This window comes from Georgenia sunbinii (genome assembly GCF_036421875.1).
Classification (GTDB): domain Bacteria; phylum Actinomycetota; class Actinomycetes; order Actinomycetales; family Actinomycetaceae; genus Georgenia_B; species Georgenia_B sunbinii.
In genome coordinates this window covers 788,979-807,995 of sequence record NZ_JAZGOL010000001.1, presented here as the reverse complement: position 1 = coordinate 807,995, position 19,017 = coordinate 788,979, and the positions used below count along the sequence as shown (strand labels likewise).

General features: G+C 71.9%; 18 protein-coding genes. 10 read left to right on the top strand and 8 right to left on the bottom strand.

Annotated features, from left to right (window positions below):
• Positions 1–80 precede the first annotated feature (80 nt).
• The 4 genes from V2J52_RS03840 to V2J52_RS03825 form a co-directional block, all read right to left on the bottom strand.
• Complete coding sequence (locus V2J52_RS03840) at positions 81–1,010, bottom strand: ThuA domain-containing protein (protein ID WP_331226328.1); 930 nt, start codon at positions 1,008–1,010, stop codon at positions 81–83.
• A gap of 186 nt (positions 1,011–1,196) precedes the next feature.
• Positions 1,197–2,162 (bottom strand): DMT family transporter, encoded by a 966-nt coding sequence (locus tag V2J52_RS03835; protein WP_331226327.1) that lies wholly within the window; start codon positions 2,160–2,162, stop codon positions 1,197–1,199.
• A gap of 137 nt (positions 2,163–2,299) precedes the next feature.
• A complete protein-coding gene (gene rpsT, locus V2J52_RS03830) occupies positions 2,300–2,560 on the bottom strand; it encodes a 30S ribosomal protein S20 (protein WP_331226326.1) in 261 nt (86 codons plus the stop codon).
• Between the two features lie 191 nt (positions 2,561–2,751).
• On the bottom strand, positions 2,752–3,306 hold the full coding sequence (locus V2J52_RS03825) for a type II toxin-antitoxin system PemK/MazF family toxin (RefSeq protein WP_331226325.1): 555 nt from the start codon (positions 3,304–3,306) through the stop codon (positions 2,752–2,754).
• 156 nt (positions 3,307–3,462) lie between these two features.
• On the opposite strand from V2J52_RS03825, the gene V2J52_RS03820 reads away from it, so the two are divergent.
• The 5 genes from V2J52_RS03820 (at position 3,463) to hemW (ending at position 9,424) form a co-directional block, all read left to right on the top strand.
• A complete protein-coding gene (locus tag V2J52_RS03820; protein ID WP_331226324.1) occupies positions 3,463–5,271 on the top strand; it encodes a BCCT family transporter in 1,809 nt (602 codons plus the stop codon).
• 96 nt (positions 5,272–5,367) lie between these two features.
• Positions 5,368–5,937, top strand: a complete 570-nt coding sequence (locus V2J52_RS03815; protein ID WP_331226323.1) for a hypothetical protein — start codon at positions 5,368–5,370, stop codon at positions 5,935–5,937.
• A gap of 94 nt (positions 5,938–6,031) precedes the next feature.
• Complete coding sequence (locus V2J52_RS03810) at positions 6,032–6,184, top strand: hypothetical protein (RefSeq protein WP_331226322.1); 153 nt, start codon at positions 6,032–6,034, stop codon at positions 6,182–6,184.
• Between the two features lie 119 nt (positions 6,185–6,303).
• Entirely contained in the window at positions 6,304–8,178 is a 1,875-nt protein-coding gene (lepA, locus tag V2J52_RS03805) for a translation elongation factor 4 (protein ID WP_331226321.1), read from the top strand.
• 7 nt (positions 8,179–8,185) lie between these two features.
• Positions 8,186–9,424, top strand: coding sequence for a radical SAM family heme chaperone HemW (hemW, locus tag V2J52_RS03800; RefSeq protein ID WP_331226320.1), 1,239 nt, complete (start codon positions 8,186–8,188; stop codon positions 9,422–9,424).
• Here hemW and V2J52_RS03795 read toward each other — a convergent pair.
• The gene (locus V2J52_RS03795; RefSeq protein WP_331226319.1) at positions 9,421–9,567 is read right to left on the bottom strand and encodes a hypothetical protein; all 147 of its coding nucleotides are present in this window, start codon (positions 9,565–9,567) and stop codon (positions 9,421–9,423) included. The two genes, hemW and V2J52_RS03795, sit on opposite strands and share 4 nt — an antisense overlap.
• Positions 9,568–9,673: 106 nt before the next feature.
• On the opposite strand from V2J52_RS03795, the gene V2J52_RS03790 reads away from it, so the two are divergent.
• Genes V2J52_RS03790 through V2J52_RS03780 form a run of 3 tightly spaced genes read left to right on the top strand, consistent with a single transcriptional unit; the run spans position 9,674 to position 12,032 of the window.
• The gene (locus V2J52_RS03790; RefSeq protein ID WP_331226318.1) at positions 9,674–10,714 is read left to right on the top strand and encodes a zinc-dependent alcohol dehydrogenase; all 1,041 of its coding nucleotides are present in this window, start codon (positions 9,674–9,676) and stop codon (positions 10,712–10,714) included.
• A 54-nt stretch (positions 10,715–10,768) separates the two neighbouring features.
• Positions 10,769–10,990 (top strand): hypothetical protein, encoded by a 222-nt coding sequence (locus tag V2J52_RS03785; protein ID WP_331226317.1) that lies wholly within the window; start codon positions 10,769–10,771, stop codon positions 10,988–10,990.
• A gap of 58 nt (positions 10,991–11,048) precedes the next feature.
• Positions 11,049–12,032: a hypothetical protein gene (locus V2J52_RS03780; RefSeq protein ID WP_331226316.1), complete on the top strand. Its 984-nt coding sequence runs from the start codon at positions 11,049–11,051 to the stop codon at positions 12,030–12,032.
• A gap of 49 nt (positions 12,033–12,081) precedes the next feature.
• Here the strand turns inward: V2J52_RS03780 and V2J52_RS03775 are convergent, their stop codons facing one another.
• The 3 genes from V2J52_RS03775 to V2J52_RS03765 all read right to left on the bottom strand — a co-directional run bounded on the left by V2J52_RS03775 (position 12,082) and on the right by V2J52_RS03765 (position 16,631).
• Positions 12,082–13,191, bottom strand: a complete 1,110-nt coding sequence (locus tag V2J52_RS03775; RefSeq protein WP_331226315.1) for a hypothetical protein — start codon at positions 13,189–13,191, stop codon at positions 12,082–12,084.
• A gap of 83 nt (positions 13,192–13,274) precedes the next feature.
• Complete coding sequence (locus tag V2J52_RS03770) at positions 13,275–15,446, bottom strand: DEAD/DEAH box helicase (RefSeq protein WP_331226314.1); 2,172 nt, start codon at positions 15,444–15,446, stop codon at positions 13,275–13,277.
• A 279-nt stretch (positions 15,447–15,725) separates the two neighbouring features.
• Positions 15,726–16,631 (bottom strand): DUF3097 domain-containing protein, encoded by a 906-nt coding sequence (locus V2J52_RS03765; RefSeq protein ID WP_331226313.1) that lies wholly within the window; start codon positions 16,629–16,631, stop codon positions 15,726–15,728.
• 134 nt (positions 16,632–16,765) lie between these two features.
• Between V2J52_RS03765 and hrcA the strand changes: the two genes are divergently transcribed.
• Positions 16,766–17,788 carry a heat-inducible transcriptional repressor HrcA gene (gene hrcA, locus V2J52_RS03760; protein WP_331226312.1) on the top strand — a complete coding sequence of 341 codons (1,023 nt, stop codon included), beginning with the start codon at positions 16,766–16,768 and terminating at the stop codon, positions 17,786–17,788.
• A gap of 61 nt (positions 17,789–17,849) precedes the next feature.
• Positions 17,850–18,980 carry a molecular chaperone DnaJ gene (gene dnaJ, locus V2J52_RS03755; RefSeq protein ID WP_331226311.1) on the top strand — a complete coding sequence of 377 codons (1,131 nt, stop codon included), beginning with the start codon at positions 17,850–17,852 and terminating at the stop codon, positions 18,978–18,980.
• Positions 18,981–19,017 lie beyond the last annotated feature (37 nt).

The window sequence follows — 19,017 nt, the reverse complement described above, 5'->3', positions numbered from 1 at the left end:
TTCTCCCCGTTGGTTGGCGCATCGTTGCGCTGCGCACGGACGTCCCCGGCTGCGCTGGACCGGGGACGTCCGTGGTGGTGTCACCGGCAGAACGGCTGCTCGCCAGCGGCGCTGAGCACGCCCTGGACGATGTGTTCCTTGATCTCTGCGCCACCGACGAGAGGTGCCTCGGTCCACAGGGCGACGTCGTGGCCCAGGGTGGTGAGGAAGGCGCGTCCGCCGTCGTAGTACTGGCACCACGAGACAGGATGCTCGCGGCCGTGACCGGGGTGGCCCGAAGTCTTCGGGATCTCCCAGCTCGACTCGTCGACGCTGAGCAGCACCCGGACCTCGCTCGGGTAGGGGTAGAGGTTGTACCACTCGTCCTTGAAGGTGAACCGGCTCGGCAGGTGCGTCGTCGTCACGTCCCGACGGGCGTTGACGGTGACCGTGCCCTCCTGGTGGCGGCCGTGGTCGTAGAAGTTGGTGCCGCCGAGCAGCCCCTCGTACCACTCCCAGTGGTACTCGGTGCCGAAGGCGTTGTGGATGCCGACAAAGCCACCACCGCTGCGCACGTACTGCATGAGTGCGGTCTGCGCGTTGTCGTCGAGGGTGTCGCGCGTCGAGCTGAGGAAGATGACGGCGTCGTAGGGGCGAAGCCGCCCCGCCGAGTTCATCCAGGTGTGGTCCTCGGTCCAGTCGACGTCGAAGCCGTACTCCTCGCCCCAGTTGACCATGCCCTGCTGGGCGACGTTGTTCGCGCCGAGCTCGGGGTTGAGCCCGGGCCCGAGTGCGGTGCCCAGGTGTGCGTGGCGTGGGCCGACGGTGCGTGAGTACACGAGTACCCGGGTCTCGCCGTCGTCCTCGCGCCAGTCGTTGTAGCAGTCAGGGTCGGTACCGCGGCAGGCCGCGTAGCTGTTGTCCCGGGCGTCCTGACGCGTGAGTATCCCGGTGGCCAGCGCCCCCGATGCTACGAGAGCCGCGGCAAGCATGCCGGTGGCCGCAGTGCGGAATGTCGATCTCAGTCCCATTGTCCCCTCCATTGGGTCCACTAGGCGGACCAGATGGTCCACCGCATGGGTTGAAGGTAGCGCACGGCAGCGACGGCGACAAGGGTCGACGCACAGCTCGACGCGCGAGGCAAGCCGAGGTGCCGCCCGGACGACGGCGGGTGCTGCGCGCCGGGACCGGCGCGGCCGGCGGTGCTACCGGCGGTGCTACCGGCGGCGACCGGCGAGCGTGGTGATGCTGAGCGCGACGAGCGCGAGCAGTGTCCCCAGCACCATGAGGAGGTCGACGCCGGTGTCGCCGACCGGCGCGACGACGTCGAGGAGGAGGGAGGCGACGAGCTGGCCCGCCACCGAGCCGAGGCCGACCACGAGGACGCCCGCGTGCGGGATGAGGGCCGCGGACCCGGCGATGAAGGCAAAGCCGAAGATGCCGCCGCTGTAGAGCCACCACTCGGTGGGCCAGCTCCACTGCGCCGTCCCGAGGAGGGCGCGGACGGCGAGCACGGCGCCGAGGAGGGTGGTGCCCGCGATGAAGTTCGTCGCGGTGGCGACGAGCGGGGAGCCGGCCACCGAGCCGACCCGGCCGTTGATCGCGTGCTGGAACCCGGTGAGCGACCCGGCGGCCAGCGCGAGCAGCGCCGGACCAGCCATCTGGAGGAACGGGCCGCCGCCGCGGAAGCTGGACGAGGCGGACAGCACGACGGCGACGAGCACGAGTCCCGCGCCGAGCAGGCGTGCGCCGCCCGCGGGTCGGCGCACGGACTGCGCGAAGCCGACGGTGTCGATGACGATCCCGCTGATCACCTGCCCGGCGACGACCGCGACGGTGAACACCGCGACCCCGACGACGGCGACGACGGTCGACTGGGTGAACACCAGGAAGGCACCGACCGTGCCGGCGGCGAGGTAGTAGGGCGGGATCGCGCGCGTGGCGACCGCGCGCGGCAGGCTCGCCAGCCCCCGCCGCACCGTGGGCAACGTGAGAGCGAGCATCAGCATGATGAGCAGCCCGCCGACGAAGCTGACGGCGGCGGCCATCACCGGGTCGCCCAGCGTCACCCCGAGCTCACCGTTGAGCCGGGACTGCACCGGGATCGAGGCGCCGATGAGGCCCGCGAGCAGCGCGGCGAGCCACGACGGCAGCAAGCGACGCGACGACGTCAGGCGGGGCATGGCACCTCTCAGCGCACCGGGGCCGGCCCACGCGGCGCCCCGGGTGGGCGTGCTCGGCGTGGGGTGGCGGGGGAGGAACGGCTGACGGCGCCGTCTCCTCGCGAGGAGACGGCGCCGTCGCGCGTACTGCTAGCGGCTCAGAGAGCCGAGATCTGCTTCGCGAGCTTCGACTTGCGCTTCGCGGCCTGGTTGGCGTGGATGACGCCCTTGCTCGCGGCCTTGTCGAGCTTGCGGCCGGCGGCCTGCAGGGCGGCGGCCGCGGCGTCCTTGTCGCCACCGGAGATGGCCTCGCGGACGCGACGGACGTGCGTCTTGACCTCGGACTTCACGCCCTGGTTGCGCAGGCGCGCCTTCTCGTTGGTGAGGATGCGCTTCTTCTGGGACTTGATGTTCGCCACGTGTGGACTATCTCCTACGTCGAGCTTGCTGACATTCGGTCTGAGGGCATTGCCGTGACCGGGACTGAGGCGTGGGGACACCCGTGGTCGGTCAGCAGCTGGCCCCCGCATGACATGCCGGAGGCTCAGCCCAAGAGTCTAGCAGCCGGAACGCCGGATCGATCCACCGCGCCGGTGTGTCCGACGACTCACTACCGACCGCCGTGCAGCGCGCGCAGGGCACCGACCACGGCGTCGTAGCGACCGCGGTCCAGCGCCGCGCCCTCGCGCCGGACGTCGCCGGCCGAGGCCCAGAGCAGCCGGTCGAGCCGCACCTCGCTGGGCCGGCCCCGCGAGTCCCAGGCGCCGGAGCCGATGTCGAGCCAGGACCTGCCGTGGCGCGCCTCCGCGGCGCGGTCGAGGTCCTTGTCCTTCGAGGTGAGCTGGAGGACCACGAGCCGGTCGCCCTCCCGGGCGATGACGAGCACCGGGCGGTCCTTGCCGCGGCTCGGGTCGTCCTCGTAGGACACCCAGGTCCACACCACCTCGCCGGGGTCCGGCTCGCCGTCGCGCTCGGGGCTGTACGCCAGCCGCGGAAGGCCAAGCCGGACGACGTCGTACTCCACCGTGACGCCGTGCGCGGCTACCGGCGGCTGGCCGCCGGTCCGGCGCCCGGGGCGGGGCGGGGCCGTGGAGCGGGCCGGCGCGAGGACGGTGCGGGCGGCGCTCCGCGCGAGGCGCAGCACCCGGTTGAGGGTCAGGTTCACCCGGCGAGCCTAGCGGCGCGGCTGCTACCGCCGCGTATTGCGCTGACGTTGATCATCGGTACCGTTGGCCCGAGCGGCCCGAAAATGGGCCGATGCGCCGACGGTGGTGACGTGTGTCGGCCCGTCCGTCGAGCAGCTTTCAGGGGGGCTAGCTTCATGCTCACACGGTTTCACGATCTCCTACGGCTCCGTACCTCGCCGGCCATCTTCTTCGGTGCTGCCGCGATCATCATCGTCTTCGTCTTCGCCACCATTGTGTTCACCGAACCGTTGGATCGCGCCGTCGGAGCCTCGTCGGACTGGCTGCTCGCGAACTTCGGCTGGTTCTACATTCTCGGCGTGACCGTGTTCCTGGCCTTCCTCATCTTCATCGCCATCGGCCGGTTCGGTCGGGTGAGGCTCGGACCCGACGGCGAGCCGCCGGAACACTCCGGAGCATCCTGGTTCGCGATGCTCTTCGCGGCTGGCATCGGTTCGATCCTCATGTTCTGGGGCGTGGCCGAGCCGGTCAGCCACTTCGGTGATCCGCCGCGTGGTCCGTCGCTCGGTATCGAGCCGGGTACGTGGGCGGCCGCGGCCGACGCCATGAACTTCACCTATTACCACTTCACGCTGCACACGTGGACGATCTTCACCCTGCCGGCGCTCTGCTTCGCCTACTTCATCCACAAGCGCAACCTCCCGCCGCGCGTCAGCTCGATCTTCCAGCCGATCCTCGGCGAGCGGATCCACGGCCGGATCGGCAAGACCATCGACATCGTCGCGATCGTCGGCACGGTGTTCGGCGTCGCCGTGTCGATCGGGCTGGGCACGCTGCAGATCAACGGCGGGCTCTCGCAGGTCCTCGGTGTCCCGGAGAACGCCGGCTGGCAGCTCATCATCATCGGCGTGGTCAGCGGGCTGGCGATGATCTCGGTGGCGCTGGGGCTCGACAAGGGCATCAAGGTGCTGTCGAACATCAACATCGTCATGGCCGTCGCCCTGCTTGTGTTCATCCTGGCGACCGGGGCGACCTTGTTCATGCTCCAGGGCACCATCGAGTCCTTCGGCAGCTACCTGGTCAACCTGCCGGAGCTGGCATTGTGGAACGACACCTTCGCCAGTACCGGCTGGCAGAGCGGATGGACGGTCTTCTACTGGGCGTGGACCATCACCTGGTCACCCTTCGTCGGAATCTTCATCGCGCGTATCTCCAAGGGCCGCACCATCCGGCAGTTCGTGACCGGTGTGCTCGCCGTGCCCGCCGGGTTCTCGGTGATCTGGTTCGGGATCTTCGGTTATGGCTCTTTCGACATCGAGCTCAACGGTGAGGGCGGCCTGGTCGAACGCGTCGTGGAGGAGGAAGACATCCCCGGCGCTCTGTTCGCGTTCCTCGAGCACCATCCACTGACCTTCGCGGTCTCGATCATCGCGATCATCCTGGTGGTCATCTTCTTCGTCACCTCCATGGACTCCGCCGCGCTCGTGACCGACACCATGGCCAATGGTCACGAGGACTTCAATCCGCTCGGCCAGCGGATCTTCTGGGCGTTGGCGATCGGCGTCATCACCGCGACGCTGCTGGTGTTCTCCGGTAGCGGCGGCCTCGAAGCGCTGGAATCGACCATCATCCTCGTGGGCCTGCCGTTCTTCGTGATGGGTTACTTCCAGATGTATGCGGTGTACCGCGCGCTGCGTGAGGACGCCGGGGAGCTGCCGGCCATGCGGACCCGCGCCTGGAAGAGGGTGCTGCCGCCGGAGGAGTACGAGCGCCGTGAGGTCGAGGAAGAGCACGACACCTCGGAGTTCGTCGTCGAGCCGGAAGCGATCGGGGAGCCGCCCGTCATGCGCGACCCGTATGTCGAGGACCGCGTCGGTCAGCAGCCGCTGCCCAGTCGACGGGGGACGTTGCCGGCGCGCACTGCCACGGCGAAGAAGACGTACAGCACGTCCGCCGAGAAGCCTGACGACGGCGCGGACGACTAGCCGGCCGGTGGTCTGGCCGCGCCGGTGTCCGCCGCCGGCATGCCGGCTGTCTTGCCAGGAATCGTCGCGGCAGAGACGCCATGGGAACCTGGTGACATGAGTGCGACGAGCGACGCGATGAACCAGTTCGCTGCGAACCTCGTGCGACTGGCGCGCCGGCCGGGGCTGCTGCTCCTCGTCGCGGCGGCCGTCCCGGTGGCGGTGTTCGCGTTCCTCGCGTTCCTCGTCGGCCGGCAGGCGGAGACCGGCGCGGGCTGGACCCTGTTCGTGCTCTCGCTCGTCCTTGCGCTGCCGATCCTCGTGCTCGCCGTCCGGCGGGAACGGCTGCGAGCCCGCACCGACGGCGCTGACGGCCCGCTCGTCGCCGGGGGAGTGGTCGACCGCCCGGCGGCCGGTGAGGAAGATCCGCGGCTGGCGGCGCTGCAGGACGAGATGGGCACCTGGAACGAGGCGGTGTCGGAGACACAGATCCGCACCGCCCGGTGGCTCCCGCGGGTGGAGGCGACGCAGCGGGCGCTGGTGCGGGCCGCCGGCGGGACGGTCAACGCGCCCTACCTGCGCGACGACCTCCGCATCACGCTCGTCGCCTTCCTCGGCACCGTCGTCGCCATCCCGCTCGGCGTCCTCGGCACCTTCGTCACGGCGTTCACCCTGCTGCTCGGCTAGCCGGTCGACCCTGGTGCGCCGGGGAGGCGGCGAGCCTAGGCTGGGAGGTCCCACTCGCGTCGCGGCGGTGACCCGCCCGCCCCAGGAGGTTGCCATGTCGGTCCCGGACGAGTCCGCCCGCACCACGCCCGACCTGCCGTCGGACGAGCACTACACCGACCCGGTCCTGCTCGAGGAGGACGAGACGGTGGCCCCGCGGCCGGAGGAGGAGATCGCCGACCTTCTGCGCGCCGAGCCGGCGGACTGAGCACCGGCCGCCCCGAGCCGCGGGCCGGCTGATGCGGGCCTCCGGCGAAGGACGTGGGACGATAGGTGGCAGATCGTCCCGTGCCGGCCCGGCACGCCGTCGTCAGTCGAGGAAGGCCCGTGCCCCCAGTTCCCAGTGCCCAGCTCACCACCGAGATCGCCCCGGCGGCGACCGCGCCCGAGCTGCTGCGTAACTTCTGCATCATCGCGCACATCGACCACGGCAAGTCGACGCTCGCCGACCGGATGCTCCAGCTCACCGGCGTCGTCGAGGCCCGTGCCATGCGTGCCCAGTACCTCGACCGGATGGACATCGAGCGCGAGCGCGGCATCACCATCAAGTCGCAGGCCGTGCGGATGCCGTGGCAGGTGGGCGAGCAGGCCTACGCGCTGAACATGATCGACACCCCCGGGCACGTCGACTTCACCTACGAGGTCTCCCGCTCGTTGGCCGCCTGCGAGGGCGCGCTGCTGCTCGTCGACGCCGCGCAGGGCATCGAGGCCCAGACGCTGGCCAACCTCTACCTGGCGATGGAGAACGACCTCACCATTATCCCGGTCCTCAACAAGATCGACCTGCCCGGCGCGGACCCGGAGCGTTACGCCGAGGAGCTGGCCAACCTCATCGGTGGCGAGCCCGAGGACTGCCTGCGGGTCTCCGGCAAGACCGGTGTGGGCGTGACCGAGCTGCTCGACCGGATCGTCGCCGACATCCCCAACCCGCAGGGCAACGCCGACGCGCCGTCGCGGGCGATGATCTTCGACTCCGTCTACGACACTTACCGCGGTGTCGTCACCTACGTCCGCGTCGTCGACGGCCGGATCACCCCCCGCGAGAAGCTGACCATGATGTCGACCGGCACCAGCGTCGACCTCCTGGAGATCGGTGTCAGCGCACCAGAGCCCCGCCCCACCAAGGGCCTGGGCGTCGGTGAGGTCGGTTACCTCATCACCGGGGTCAAGGACGTGCGCCAGTCGCGGGTCGGCGACACCGTCACCAACGCCGCGCGGCCGGCCGCCGAGCCGATCGGGGAGTACCGCGACCCGCAGCCGATGGTCTACTCCGGGCTGTTCCCGGTCGACGGCTCGGACTACCCGGTGCTTCGCGACGCGCTGGACAAGCTCAAGCTCAACGACGCTGCGCTGGCCTACGAGCCGGAGACGTCGGTCGCGCTGGGCTTCGGCTTCCGCTGCGGCTACCTCGGGCTGCTCCACCTGGAGATCGTGCGCGAGCGGCTCGAGCGTGAGTTCAACCTCGACCTCATCTCCACCGCGCCCAACGTCGTCTACGACGTCGTCACCGAGGACGGCACCCGCACCCGGGTGACCAACCCCAGCGAGTACCCCGACGGCAAGATCAGCGAGGTGTTCGAGCCGGTCGTGCGGTCCACCATCATCACGCCGTCGGAGTTCATCGGCCCGGTGATGGAGCTGTGCCAGCAGCGCCGTGGGGTCCAGCTCGGCATGGACTACCTCTCGCCGGAGCGGGTGGAGATGCGCTACCACCTGCCGCTGGCCGAGATCGTCTTCGACTTCTTCGACCAGCTCAAGTCGCGCACCAGGGGCTACGCCTCGTTCGACTACGACGCCGACGGCGACCAGCCGGCCGACCTCGTCAAGGTCGACATCCTGCTCAACCACGAGCACGTCGACGCGTTCAGCGCCATCGTGCACAAGGACAAGGCCTACAGCTACGGCGTGGAGATGGCCGGCAAGCTGCGCGAGATCATCCCGCGGCAGCAGTTCGAGGTGCCGATCCAGGCAGCGGTCGGCTCACGGATCATCGCCCGCGAGACCATCCGGGCACTGCGCAAGGACATGCTCGCCAAGTGCTACGGCGGCGACATCTCCCGTAAGCGCAAGCTGCTGGAGAAGCAGAAGGAGGGCAAGAAGCGGATGAAGTCCATCGGCCGCGTCGACGTCCCGCCCGAGGCGTTCATCGCTGCCCTGAGCTCCGACACCCCGACGGGCAAGGACGCCAAGGCCAAGAAGTGAGGCGCTCATGAGCCCGGCACTGCCCGCCGGGGATCCGGTGCCCGACGACGGCTCGTTGCCGGCGTCCGTCACGAGCCGCGCAGCCGGGCGGGACTTCGGGGTCTACCTGCACGTCCCGTTCTGCCGGGTGCGCTGCGGCTACTGCGACTTCAACACCTACACCGCGAGCGAGCTCGGCGGTGGGGCGAACCAGTCGGAGTACGCGGCCACCGCGCTGCGCGAGATCGCGCTGGCGGCCACCGTGCTCGACCGCGCCGGGCTGGAGGCGCGGCCGGTGTCGACGGTGTTCGTCGGCGGTGGCACGCCCACCCTGCTACCGGTCGCCGACCTCGCCACGATGCTCGACGCCGTGCGCGACACCTGGGGGCTGGCGCCCGGCGCCGAGGTGACCACCGAGGCGAACCCAGACTCGGTCACCCGGGAGTCGCTCGACCAGCTGGTCGCCGCCGGCTTCACCCGGGTGTCCTTCGGGATGCAGTCCGCGGTGCCGCACGTGCTCGCCACCCTCGACCGCACCCACGACCCGGCGCGGCTGCCCGACGTCGTCGCGTGGGCCCGGGCCGCCGGCCTCGCGGTGTCCGTCGACCTCATCTACGGCACTCCCGGGGAGTCGCTCGAGGACTGGCGCACCACCCTGGACGCCGCCGTCGCGCTCGAGCCCGACCACGTCTCCGCGTACGCGCTCGTCATCGAGCGTGGCACCAAGATGGGCGCGCAGCTTCGACGCGGCGAGCTGCCGGTGCCCGACGACGACGACGCGGCCGTCAAGTACGAGCTCGCCGACGGCGTCCTCGCCGCCGCCGGCCTCGGCTGGTACGAGGTGAGCAACTTCGCCCGGTCGCCCGACCTCGCCTGCCGGCACAACCTCGCCTACTGGCGCGGCAGCGACTGGTGGGGCATCGGCCCCGGGGCGCACAGCCACGTCGGTGGCGTGCGGTGGTGGAACGTCAAGCACCCCCGCGCCTACGCCCACCGCCTCGAGCAGGGGCTGAGCCCCGGCGCCGGCCGCGAGCTGCTCGACGACGCCGCCACCGAGCTGGAGCGCGTGCTGCTCGGCGTGCGGCTGGCAGAGGGCCTCGAGCTGGTACCCGGCACCGGCGCCGTCCCGCCGTCCCGACGAGCCGCCGTCGCCGGCCTGCTCGCCGACGGTCTCATCGAGTTCGCCCCCGCCCGGGCCGGCCGCATCCTCCTCACCCGCCGCGGCCGCCTGCTGGCCGACACCGTCGTCCGCGCCCTCACCGACTAACCCCCCTCTCTCTTGCTCTCCCTCCCTCTCTCACCGACAGCAGACTTGTCCCCGACAGCAGACTTGTCGCCGAGAGCAGACTTGTCGCCGAGAGCAGACTTGTCGTCGACAGCAGACTTGTCATCGACAGCGGGATTGTCCACACGAGCGGAGTCGTCCCGACGCCCGCACGTCGCCGCGGCCCAGCACGCCGCGACCTCACAAAAGTGGTACGACAGAGACAGACGTCCACTCTCGAAGGAGCAGCACATGCCGCAGTACCGGTTCGTCGTCGCCCCCGCCCCGCACACCATGGAGATCCGGTCGGGGGAGGTTCCCGCACCCGCTCCCGACGGCGTCGTCGTCGACGTCACGTACTGCGGCATCTGCGCGACGGACACCCACGGCTACACCACCGGCGGGCTGCCGCCGGCCGTGTTCGGCCACGAATGGGCGGGCACGGTCGCCGCCGTCGGCGCAGAGGTCGAGCACCTGGCCGTGGGCCAGCGGGTGGTCGCGTGCGTCGGGCCCGCCTGCGGCGCCTGCCCGCAGTGCGTCGCCGGCCACACCGCCAACTGTGACGTGGCCTTCGCCGAGGCCAACGGCGTCACTGCCGACTCCCCGAGCCACGGCGGGTTCGCGACGTCGATCGCGGTACCCGCACGGCGGGTGCTGCCGGTGCTGGACAGCCTCAGTGACGAGCAGGCCGCGCTGGTCGAGCCGGCGGCGGTCACGTTCCACGCCGTCAAGCGGGTGCGCCAGCAGCTCGGCGCCGTCGTCGTCGTCCAGGGTGCCGGGCCGATCGGGCTGCTCACCGCGCAGCACGCCCGGCATGCGGGCGCCGGGCGGGTCATCGTCGTCGAGCCCAACGAGGCGCGCCGAGACGCGGCGCGGCGGCTGGGCTTCACCGAGGTGCTCGAGCCGGGCGAGGCGTTCACCCGGTACGTCTTCGACAGCTCCGCCGGCCTCGGCGCGGACGTGCTGTACGAGTGCACCGGCGCCGCCGGGCTGTTCCAGGCGTCAGCGGAGCTGGTGCGCCGCGGCGGAACCTTGGCGCTGCTCGGCTTCCCGATGGAGTCCTCCGAGGTCAGCTACCCCGACTGGCAGCAGCGCGAGCTCACCGTCATCGGGTCCCTCGCCTACAACCACGAGGACTTCGTCGGCGCCATGCGGGCGATCGCGAGCGGCGCCGTCGACGTCGAGGTCCTGCACACCGGGACCATCGGTCTCGACGGGCTCGAGGCGATGTTCCAGGAGCTCGACGCCGGGAGCAGCCGGCACGCCAAGGTGCTCGTCGACCCGCGTCGCTAGGCGCGCACCGCTCGTTCGTGTCACCGCGCCCATTCGTGCACTCCGGCCACCCTCGTGACCGCACCATCAACCCCCACCCGCGACATCGTTCGTGACAGCGGGGTTGTCGACACCACCGCCGTGGAAAATCCTGCTGTCGGTGACAAGTCGGCTCTCGGCGACAATCCTGCTGTCGGTGGCAATCCTGCTGTCGGTGACAAGTCGGCTCTCGGCGACAATCCTGCTGTCGGTGGCAATCCTGCTGTCGGTGACAAGTCGGCTGTCGGCGACGGCTAGGGTGGCAGCGGTGGTTCGCCCAGTGGCCGGACCAGGGCGGAACGGAAGGCGAGGCGGCATGGCACGGCGTGAGGCCATCGGGTCTCCGTCTGGCGGCGACCCGAGCGTGGACGTCGTCCGTCGCAGTCCCGAGCTGGCCACGGCGGCCGAGCTGCGCCGGCTGCTGCTCAACGTCGCGGAGTACCGGCAGCGGTGGAGCCAGCAGGTGCGCCGGCGCCGGGACACCGAGCTCAGCCACACCGCCGTCGCCCGTGTGCTGCGCGGGGTTGAGGCCGGCGAGACATCGACGTCGCTCGACGCCCTGCGCGACCGGGTGCGGCGCGCGGTGCGTGGCGAGGTGCTGGCCCCGCCCACGCTGCGCCTGTTCATCGAGGGCTTCGCCTTTACCGCGGCGGAGCAGGAGCGGCTCTGGGCACTGCTCAGCCACCGGCCGCGGAGCCGTCGCACCGACCGGGTCGGGCAGGCCGCTGCCGGGTACGGCGGGGAGGCCCAGGTGCGAACGCTCAGCCGAGCGATCGACATCCGGGTGGGCCCGGACCGGACCAGCTGGGTCATCCGGTCGACGTTGACGGTCCAGGCGCTGGTGGACGACGTCGCGGAGTTCCCGCTGAGGTTCGCCAACGACGGGGTGGTACCTACGGCTCGGAGCGGATGCCGGATCGAGCCCGGGCCGGCCCCCGGCGCGGACGGACTGCGCATGCTGTACATCCGGTTCCCGCGACCCCTGCACGCCGGGGAGGTGCACGTCTACGCCTACGACCTCGCGTACACCGCCCGCACCGGTGAGGTCGACCGCTACGTCGCGGGCGTGGTGACACCGACGGCGGTGATGAGCGTCCAGGTCGGCTTCACCCCGCCGCAGCTGCCCTCCCGCGTGCTCTGGCGCACCTGGAGCAGCCTGGACCTCGCCGAGGAGGACGTCGTGTTCGAGCGGGAGGTCCAGCTGACCGGGTCGCACCGGGCGAGCTGGACCCAGCAGGAGGTCGACAGTGGCCTGGGCGGCTTCGAGTGGCACTGGGACGCGCCACTGGCGGTCGGCTGACCCGCGGCGGTCGGCGCCTGGGTCTCGGCGCCGGCCACCTGCGGCGAGCTCAGCCGATGCTGATCTCAGCCTGGATCGGCTCGAACTCGATGAGCCGAGCTCCCGATCCCACCCCGTTGCGGTAGGCGGACTCGATGATGATCGTCACGGCGTCCAGGTCCGTCGGGACCTGGAACACCGCGTCCCGCTCGAAGACGTCGGTCAGGCCCTTGGGGTCGTTGATCGGCTGGAAGACGTCGCCGTCAGCGGTCTGCGCCCGGATCACCGTCTCGTCGTAGGTCGTCGACTCGCTCACGTGCCAGTCGACGGCGACGGCGAGGTACTGCTGGTCGGGCGCCGCCCAGCCGCCGCCCCGGCCGTACCCCTCGTCGAGGAACGGCGTGGCGAAGGCGCCGACGACCTCCCCCTGGACGGTCGCGTGGTCGCTGATCCAGTGCTCGAAGCTGTCGTCGAGACGCTCGGCGGACTCGATCGTCACCTCGGCAGGCCCCGGGTAGGCGTGCGGGACGTCGGTGGCGACGCGGGTGCCGTCGACGAGGCTCACCGACTGGAACGCGCCGGCGGTCTCCAGCTCGATGATCGCGTGGTCGGGATCGGCGTCGGCCGGCAGGCTGAGGACGACGGTCCCGGTGGTGCGGGAGTCGTCACGGGTGTCGATGACCTCCGTGCCCGAGTCCCCGTCGACGCGCAGGAGGCCCTCGGTGCGGGGCTCGTTGCCGCGCGGTTCCCACTGCGGGTCGCTCGTCTCGAACTCGGCGACGAGGAAGACGTGACCGTCGGCCGGTCGCACCTCGGCGGGTACCTCGCCGTCCTCGTCGGGCTGCAGCCGGTCGCCGGTGAGGTCCTCGTACACCTCGGCGCTGAGGGTGGCGACCTTGCCGGTCGCGGTCACCGCGAGCGCCAGTCCGGGGGCGTGCACGCCGGTCTCGCTGCTCTCGGCCACCGGGTGCATCTCGGCGTCGCGCAGGATCGTCGTCACGCCGCGCAGCTCGGCGTCGGCCGCGGGCAGCGACGGGTCAGCCGCCGGCTGGTTCCCGGTACTTGCCGCGACGTCGTCGGCGGCGTCGTCCGCACCGCAGGCGGCGAGCGTGAGCGCGACGGCGAGCACGGCGGTTGCGGTGGCGACCCGGCGGGTCCGGGCAGGGGCGGGCAGGGTCATCGGTCCTCCGGAAGCACTGAGATGGTCAGCGGGCACCCTAGGTGGGCTACCGCGCAGCTAGCGCGCACCCCGGACGTGGCGCGTCACGTCCCGTCGTCGGCCATCAGCTCGTCCCACACCGGGCCGTAGCCGAGCCGGGCCTGCTCGGCGGCGACCACGTGACGGGCCAGCTCGGCCTCGGAGACGTCGACGGCGGACTCGGCCTGCTGGGCCAGGCTCGACTCCCGGGCGTAGGCGTCGAACACCGCGCGCTTGCCGGCGAGCAGCTCCTCGAGACGTTCGTCGACGCTGTCCTCGGTGAGCAGCCGGTGCACCTGCACCGGGCGCACCTGCCCCATCCGGTGGACCCGGCCGATCGCCTGCTCCTCGACCGCCGGCACCAGCTGCGGCTCGGTGAGCACCACCACGCTGGCCGCCTGCACGTTCAGCCCCACCCCGCCGGCCTGCACCTGGGAGACGAGCACCGCGCCGGGCCCGGCGGCGGAGAAACGGTCGACGATGTCCTGGCGCCGCGCGGCGGGGACGTCGCCGGTGATCGGGCCGTGCGCCTCGATCCCGGGCAGCGCGCCGAGCTCGTCGACCACGCGGGCGATCACGTCACGGAAGAAGGAGAACACCACTACCCGCTGACCGCCGTCGCGCGCCTCCGCGACGATCTCCAGCAGCCGGTCGAGCTTGGCGGAGTCGCGCGGGTCGGGCACGGTGAGGTCGGCGCGGCGCATCGCCATGAGGTTGCCGGCGGCGACGGCGTCACGGTAGGCGCGCTCCCCGGCCGGGGTCAGCTCCTCCCAGTCGTCCACCGTCAGCCGTGGCGGCAGCTCGACGAGCACGTCCTCGAGGTTGCGCCGCAGGTACACCGGGGCGAGCGCGTGGCGGAAGTCCTCCGCACCGAGCAGCCGCAGGTGCCCGGGCAGCGCCGCGACGAGCTCGGGCTGCAGCATGGTGGCCAGCGCCGTCATCTCGGTGACGTCGTTGAGCAGCGGGGTACCGGTGAGGAACAAGACCCGCGGCGTGCGAGCCGCCCACGCCGCCACCGCCTGGGTGCGGCCGGCCTGCGGGTTCTTCACGTAGTGCGCCTCGTCGACGACGAGCAGCGCCGGCGGGGCGTGGGTGGCCGACGACGGGACGTGCTGCAGCCCCTGGAAGGTGGTGACCGCTACTCCACCGCTGCGCTGCCAGCTGCGCAGCGCGGTGTCCCGGTCGGCGCCGTGGACCCGGTGCGCGACGAGCCGGGCGTGGGTCGAGACCTCCCGCGTCCAGTTGACGAGCACGCTGGCCGGGCAGACGACGAGGAAGTGCGTCTCGCCGGCGGCGGCCAGGTGCGCCATCGCCGCGATCGCCTGCACCGTCTTGCCCAGCCCCATCTCGTCACCGATGAGCGCGCGGCCCTGGTTGAGCGCGAAGCGCGCCCCGAACGCCTGGTAGCCGCGCAGGTTCGCGTGGAGCAGCGACTCGTCGAGCGGGTAGGCGGTGATCCGCTCGACGAGCTCGGCCGGCAGGGCGCCGTACCGGGTGGTGTGGTCGCCGAGGCCCGGCACGAGGGTGTCGAGCAGCGCGTAGTAGTCCGCCGCCCGCCGCTCGAAGTCCTGCCACAGCGCGAGCGGGCCCGGCGCGGGCTCCGCGAGCACGCCGGTGAGGCGCTCGAGGGTGGCCGGCAGGCCGGTGCCAGCCAGCCATGCCTCCCAGTCGGCGAGTCTCGCCAGCGACTGGCGTGCTCGGGCCTTGGTCGACGGGAGACGCAGGGCGAAACCGAGGCGACTGGTCGCCGGGGCTGCCACCGGTGCGAGGGCGGCTACCGAGGAGCTGAAGTCGGCGAGGTGCTGCGCCTCGGGCGCGAGGAGCGGCTCGACCCGGGCCAGCCGGTGCAGCGCCGTGACCAGGTCCAGCCCGAGCGGCCCACGGGTGCCCGGCTCGATGCGTAGCCGGGCGCCGGCCCGGAGGGTCTGCGCCAGCCGTTCCGCCGCGGCGACGGCCGTCCGCGCGGTGTGCGGGCCGACCCCGGGCAGCGCGTCGAGGCGGGCGGTACCGGCGTCGAGAGCGTCGAGCACGGTCGCGATGCCGGCGTCGACCAGGGCCTGCAGCCGCAGGTTGCGCTCGGTGGTCTCCCGCAGCCGCAGCACGTCGATACCCGCGAGCTCGCCCCGGACGCGCTCGTCGCGGGCACCCTCGACCATCGCGACCACGTGCCGCCGCAGCGAGTCGACGTCGGCGAGGATCCGGGCGGCAGTGTCGGCCGCCGTCACGCGTCTGGTCACCAGCTCCCGTGCGGACGTACCGGGGACGACGGCGGTCAGGACGCTGCCCCGCGAAGATGACGGCGACGGAGCCGCGGAGCACCGCGCCGGCGAGCTGCGACGTGCGGAGCGACGTCGAGCTGATCGGTGTGGTCCGGCACTCGGTCAGGATACGTGCGGCCGACGGCTCCGGGGCCCTGGGCGACCCGCTGGCACGGGGAAAGGACAGGCCACTGACCCTGCCCAAAGGCCGGGGCCCCGTTGCGGCCGTCGGGGCCGGGGAACGCCTGACGGCACCCGCTACGCGGGCTCCTCCGGGATCCCGGTGACGAAGTCGATGAGCTCCTCCATCCGTCCCAGCAGCGCGGGGGAGAGGTCCTTGTAGTCGCGCACCTGGCCGAGGATGCGCTTCCAGCCGCGAGCGATGTCGGCCTGGTCGGCGTGCGGCCAGCCGAGAGCGGCAAGGGTGCCGACCTTGATGTCGGTGCCGCGCGGCACGTCGGGCCACGCCCGGAGCCCGACCCGCTCGGGCCGCACCGCCTGCCAGACGTCGATGTACGGATGGCCGAGCACGAGCACGTGCGCGCTGCTGCGCGGGCCGAGCCGCCCGAGGGTCTCGGCGACGAGCCGCGACTCCTTGGAACGGTCGACGAGGTGGTCGACCAGGACCCCGGCGCGGCGGGTCGGCCCGGGCGCGAAGTCGCGCAGCGCCGCCTCGAGGTTGTCGACGCCGTCGAGCATCTCCACGACCACGCCCTCGACCCGCAGGTCGTCGCCCCACACCCGCTCGACCAGCTCGGCGTCGTGCCTGCCCTCTACCCAGATCCGCGACGCGCGCGCCACCCGTGCCCGCGACTGCTCGACGGCGAGCGAGCCGGAGGCGGTCAGCCGACGCCCCCCGGCGGTCCGTGGCGCGGCCGAGACGGCTGCGCGCGTCGGCGCGACGAGCCGCACCGGTGCGCCGTCGACCCAGAAGCCGGCGCCGAGCGGGAAGGTACGGGTACGGCCGCGGCGGTCCTCCAGCACGACGACGCCCATGCCGCCTGACTTCTCGACCGTGGTGACCGCGCCCACCCACCCGGTCTCCACCTCCTCCACGACGAGCCCACGCTCGGCGACCTCGTCGCGGGTAGTCGGCCGGTGGGCGTACGCGCCGGCGCGGTGGGGGTCGGAGGAGAGGACGTCGTTGCCGTATCGATCGGTCACGGCGGCAGCCTAACCAGCGGTACGGCGCGCACCGTGGACCGGCGACACGGCGTGGGAGAGGTCACGCGACATCGCCTCGCCACGACGCGTAGGGTTAGCACTCGAACCCGTCGAGTGCTGAAAGGGGGGGACCCATGAGCGAGGAGCGTCGTCTCGAGGTGCTTCGCGCCATCGTCGAGGACTACGTCCACACCCGGGAACCGGTCGGTTCCCGGATGCTCGTCGAGCGCCACGCGCTCGGTGTCTCCCCGGCGACCATCCGCAACGACATGGCCGCGCTGGAGGACAGCGGGTTCATCGCGCAGCCGCACACCTCGGCCGGCCGGGTGCCCACCGACAAGGGCTACCGCCTGTTCGTCGACCAGATCGCCACGGTCAAGCCGTTGTCCGCCCCGGAGCGGCGTGCCATCCAACACCTGCTCGACGACGCCATCGACCTCGACGACGTCGTCGAACGCACCGTCCGGCTGCTGTCGCAGCTGACCCACCAGGTCGCGGTGGTCCAGTACCCGTCGCTGCGCCGCTCGGCGCTGCGCCACCTCGAGCTGGTCCCGCTGTCCGAGCGCCGGCTGCTGGCGGTCATCATCACCGACGCCGGCCGGGTCGAGCAGCGCTCGATCGAGGTCGAGCAGCCGCTGGACGCGGTGGTCGTCGCCGAGCTGCGGGCCCGGATCAACGCCGGCGGCATCGGACGCCGGCTCACCGAGATCGGCTCCGGCATGGCCGGCATCGTCGAGCTGTTCGCGCCCGAGCACCGGCCGCTCGTCGTCGCCGTCGTGGAAGAGCTGACCGACACGCTGCGGATGGACGCCGAGGAACGCATCGTCATGGCAGGCACCGCCAACCTCGCCCGCTCCGACGTCGACTTCTCCCGCACCATCGGCCCCGTGCTGGAGGCGCTGGAGGAGCAGGTCGTGCTGCTCAAGCTGCTGAGCGAGATGGCCGGGGAGGACGCCGTCGCCGTCCGGATCGGTGAGGAGAACCGGCACGAGTCGCTGTCCGAGGCATCGATCGTCGCGACGTCCTATGGTGGGACGTCCGGTTCCGACGCCGTCGCCCACCTCGGGATCCTCGGCCCCACCCGGATGGACTACCCCGCCGCGATGGCGTCGGTGCGCGCCGTTGCCCGCTACCTCTCGAGAATCCTCACCAGCTAGCGCCAGCGCTGACCACCACCGCTGCCCGCGCAGCGAGCCCGAACCCGACAGAGAGTGACCTGTGAACGACTACTACGAGATTCTCGGAGTCTCCCGGACCGCGAGCCAGCAGGAGATCAAGCTCGCCTACCGCAAGCGGGCCCGCCAGCTCCACCCGGACGTCGCCGGCCCGGAGGGCGAGGAGGCGTTCAAGGACCTCTCTCGCGCCTACGACGTGCTCTCCACCCCGGAGAAGCGCCAGCTCTACGACGTCGGCGGCGAGTCCGCCCTCGGCGGGGGTGGTGGCGGTGGCGGGGCAGGCGCCGGCTTCGGGTTCTCCGACATCTTCGAGACCTTCTTCGGCGCGGCTGCCGGCGGCGCGAGCCGTGGGCCGGTGCCCCGCGGCCGCCGCGGGCAGGACGCCCTCGTCCGGCTGGACATCGAGCTGCGTGACGCCGTGTTCGGCGTCGACCGCGAGGTCCAGGTGGAGACCGCGGTGCTGTGCGGCACCTGCCAGGGCAGCTGTACCCGCCCGGGCACCTCGGTGGAGACCTGCGTCGTGTGCTCCGGCCGCGGCTCGGTGCAGCGCGTCGCGCGGTCCTTCCTCGGCAACGTCATGACCACCTCGCCGTGCACGAACTGCGCCGGGCACGGCACCACGATCCCCGACCCCTGCCCCGAGTGCTCGGGCCAGGGCCGGGTCCGCAGCGGGCGCTCGCTGCCGATCGCGGTCCCCGCGGGCGTGGAGACCGGCAACCGGATCAAGCTCACCGGCAGCGGCGAGGTCGGCCCGGGCGGCGGACCGGCCGGCGACCTCTACGTCGAGATCCGGGTGCGCCAGCACGAGGTGTTCGCCCGCCGCGGCGACGACCTGCACGCGAGGGTCGAGGTGCCGATGACCGCGGCCGCGCTCGGCACCGTGCTGCACCTCGAGACCTTCGACGGCGACCGCGAGGTCGACATCCAGCCCGGCACCCAGCCGGAGGAGATCCTCACGCTGCGCGGCCTCGGGGTCGGGCACCTCAACGGCTCCGGGCGCGGCGACCTCAACGTCCACGTCGACGTCCAGGTCCCCACCGCGATGGACGACCGCCAGCGCGAGCTGCTCACCGAGCTGGCCGGGCTGCGCGGCGAGGAGCGTCTCGAGCCGCGCCTCACCGCGACGCACCCCGGCATGTTCTCCCGGCTGCGCGACAAGTTCGCGGGACGCTGAGCAGGTGACAGCCCCGCACCCCGGGCCGCACGCGGTG

Coding starts and splice junctions, on each gene's coding strand:
- V2J52_RS03840 (WP_331226328.1), bottom strand. CDS start 1,010: ATGGGACTGAGATCGACATTCCGCACTGCGGCCACCGGCATGCTTGCC.
- V2J52_RS03835 (WP_331226327.1), bottom strand. CDS start 2,162: ATGCCCCGCCTGACGTCGTCGCGTCGCTTGCTGCCGTCGTGGCTCGCC.
- V2J52_RS03820 (WP_331226324.1), top strand. CDS start 3,463: ATGCTCACACGGTTTCACGATCTCCTACGGCTCCGTACCTCGCCGGCC.
- V2J52_RS03815 (WP_331226323.1), top strand. CDS start 5,368: ATGAGTGCGACGAGCGACGCGATGAACCAGTTCGCTGCGAACCTCGTG.
- V2J52_RS03810 (WP_331226322.1), top strand. CDS start 6,032: ATGTCGGTCCCGGACGAGTCCGCCCGCACCACGCCCGACCTGCCGTCG.
- hemW (WP_331226320.1), top strand. CDS start 8,186: ATGAGCCCGGCACTGCCCGCCGGGGATCCGGTGCCCGACGACGGCTCG.
- V2J52_RS03790 (WP_331226318.1), top strand. CDS start 9,674: ATGCCGCAGTACCGGTTCGTCGTCGCCCCCGCCCCGCACACCATGGAG.
- V2J52_RS03780 (WP_331226316.1), top strand. CDS start 11,049: ATGGCACGGCGTGAGGCCATCGGGTCTCCGTCTGGCGGCGACCCGAGC.
- V2J52_RS03775 (WP_331226315.1), bottom strand. CDS start 13,191: ATGACCCTGCCCGCCCCTGCCCGGACCCGCCGGGTCGCCACCGCAACC.
- hrcA (WP_331226312.1), top strand. CDS start 16,766: ATGAGCGAGGAGCGTCGTCTCGAGGTGCTTCGCGCCATCGTCGAGGAC.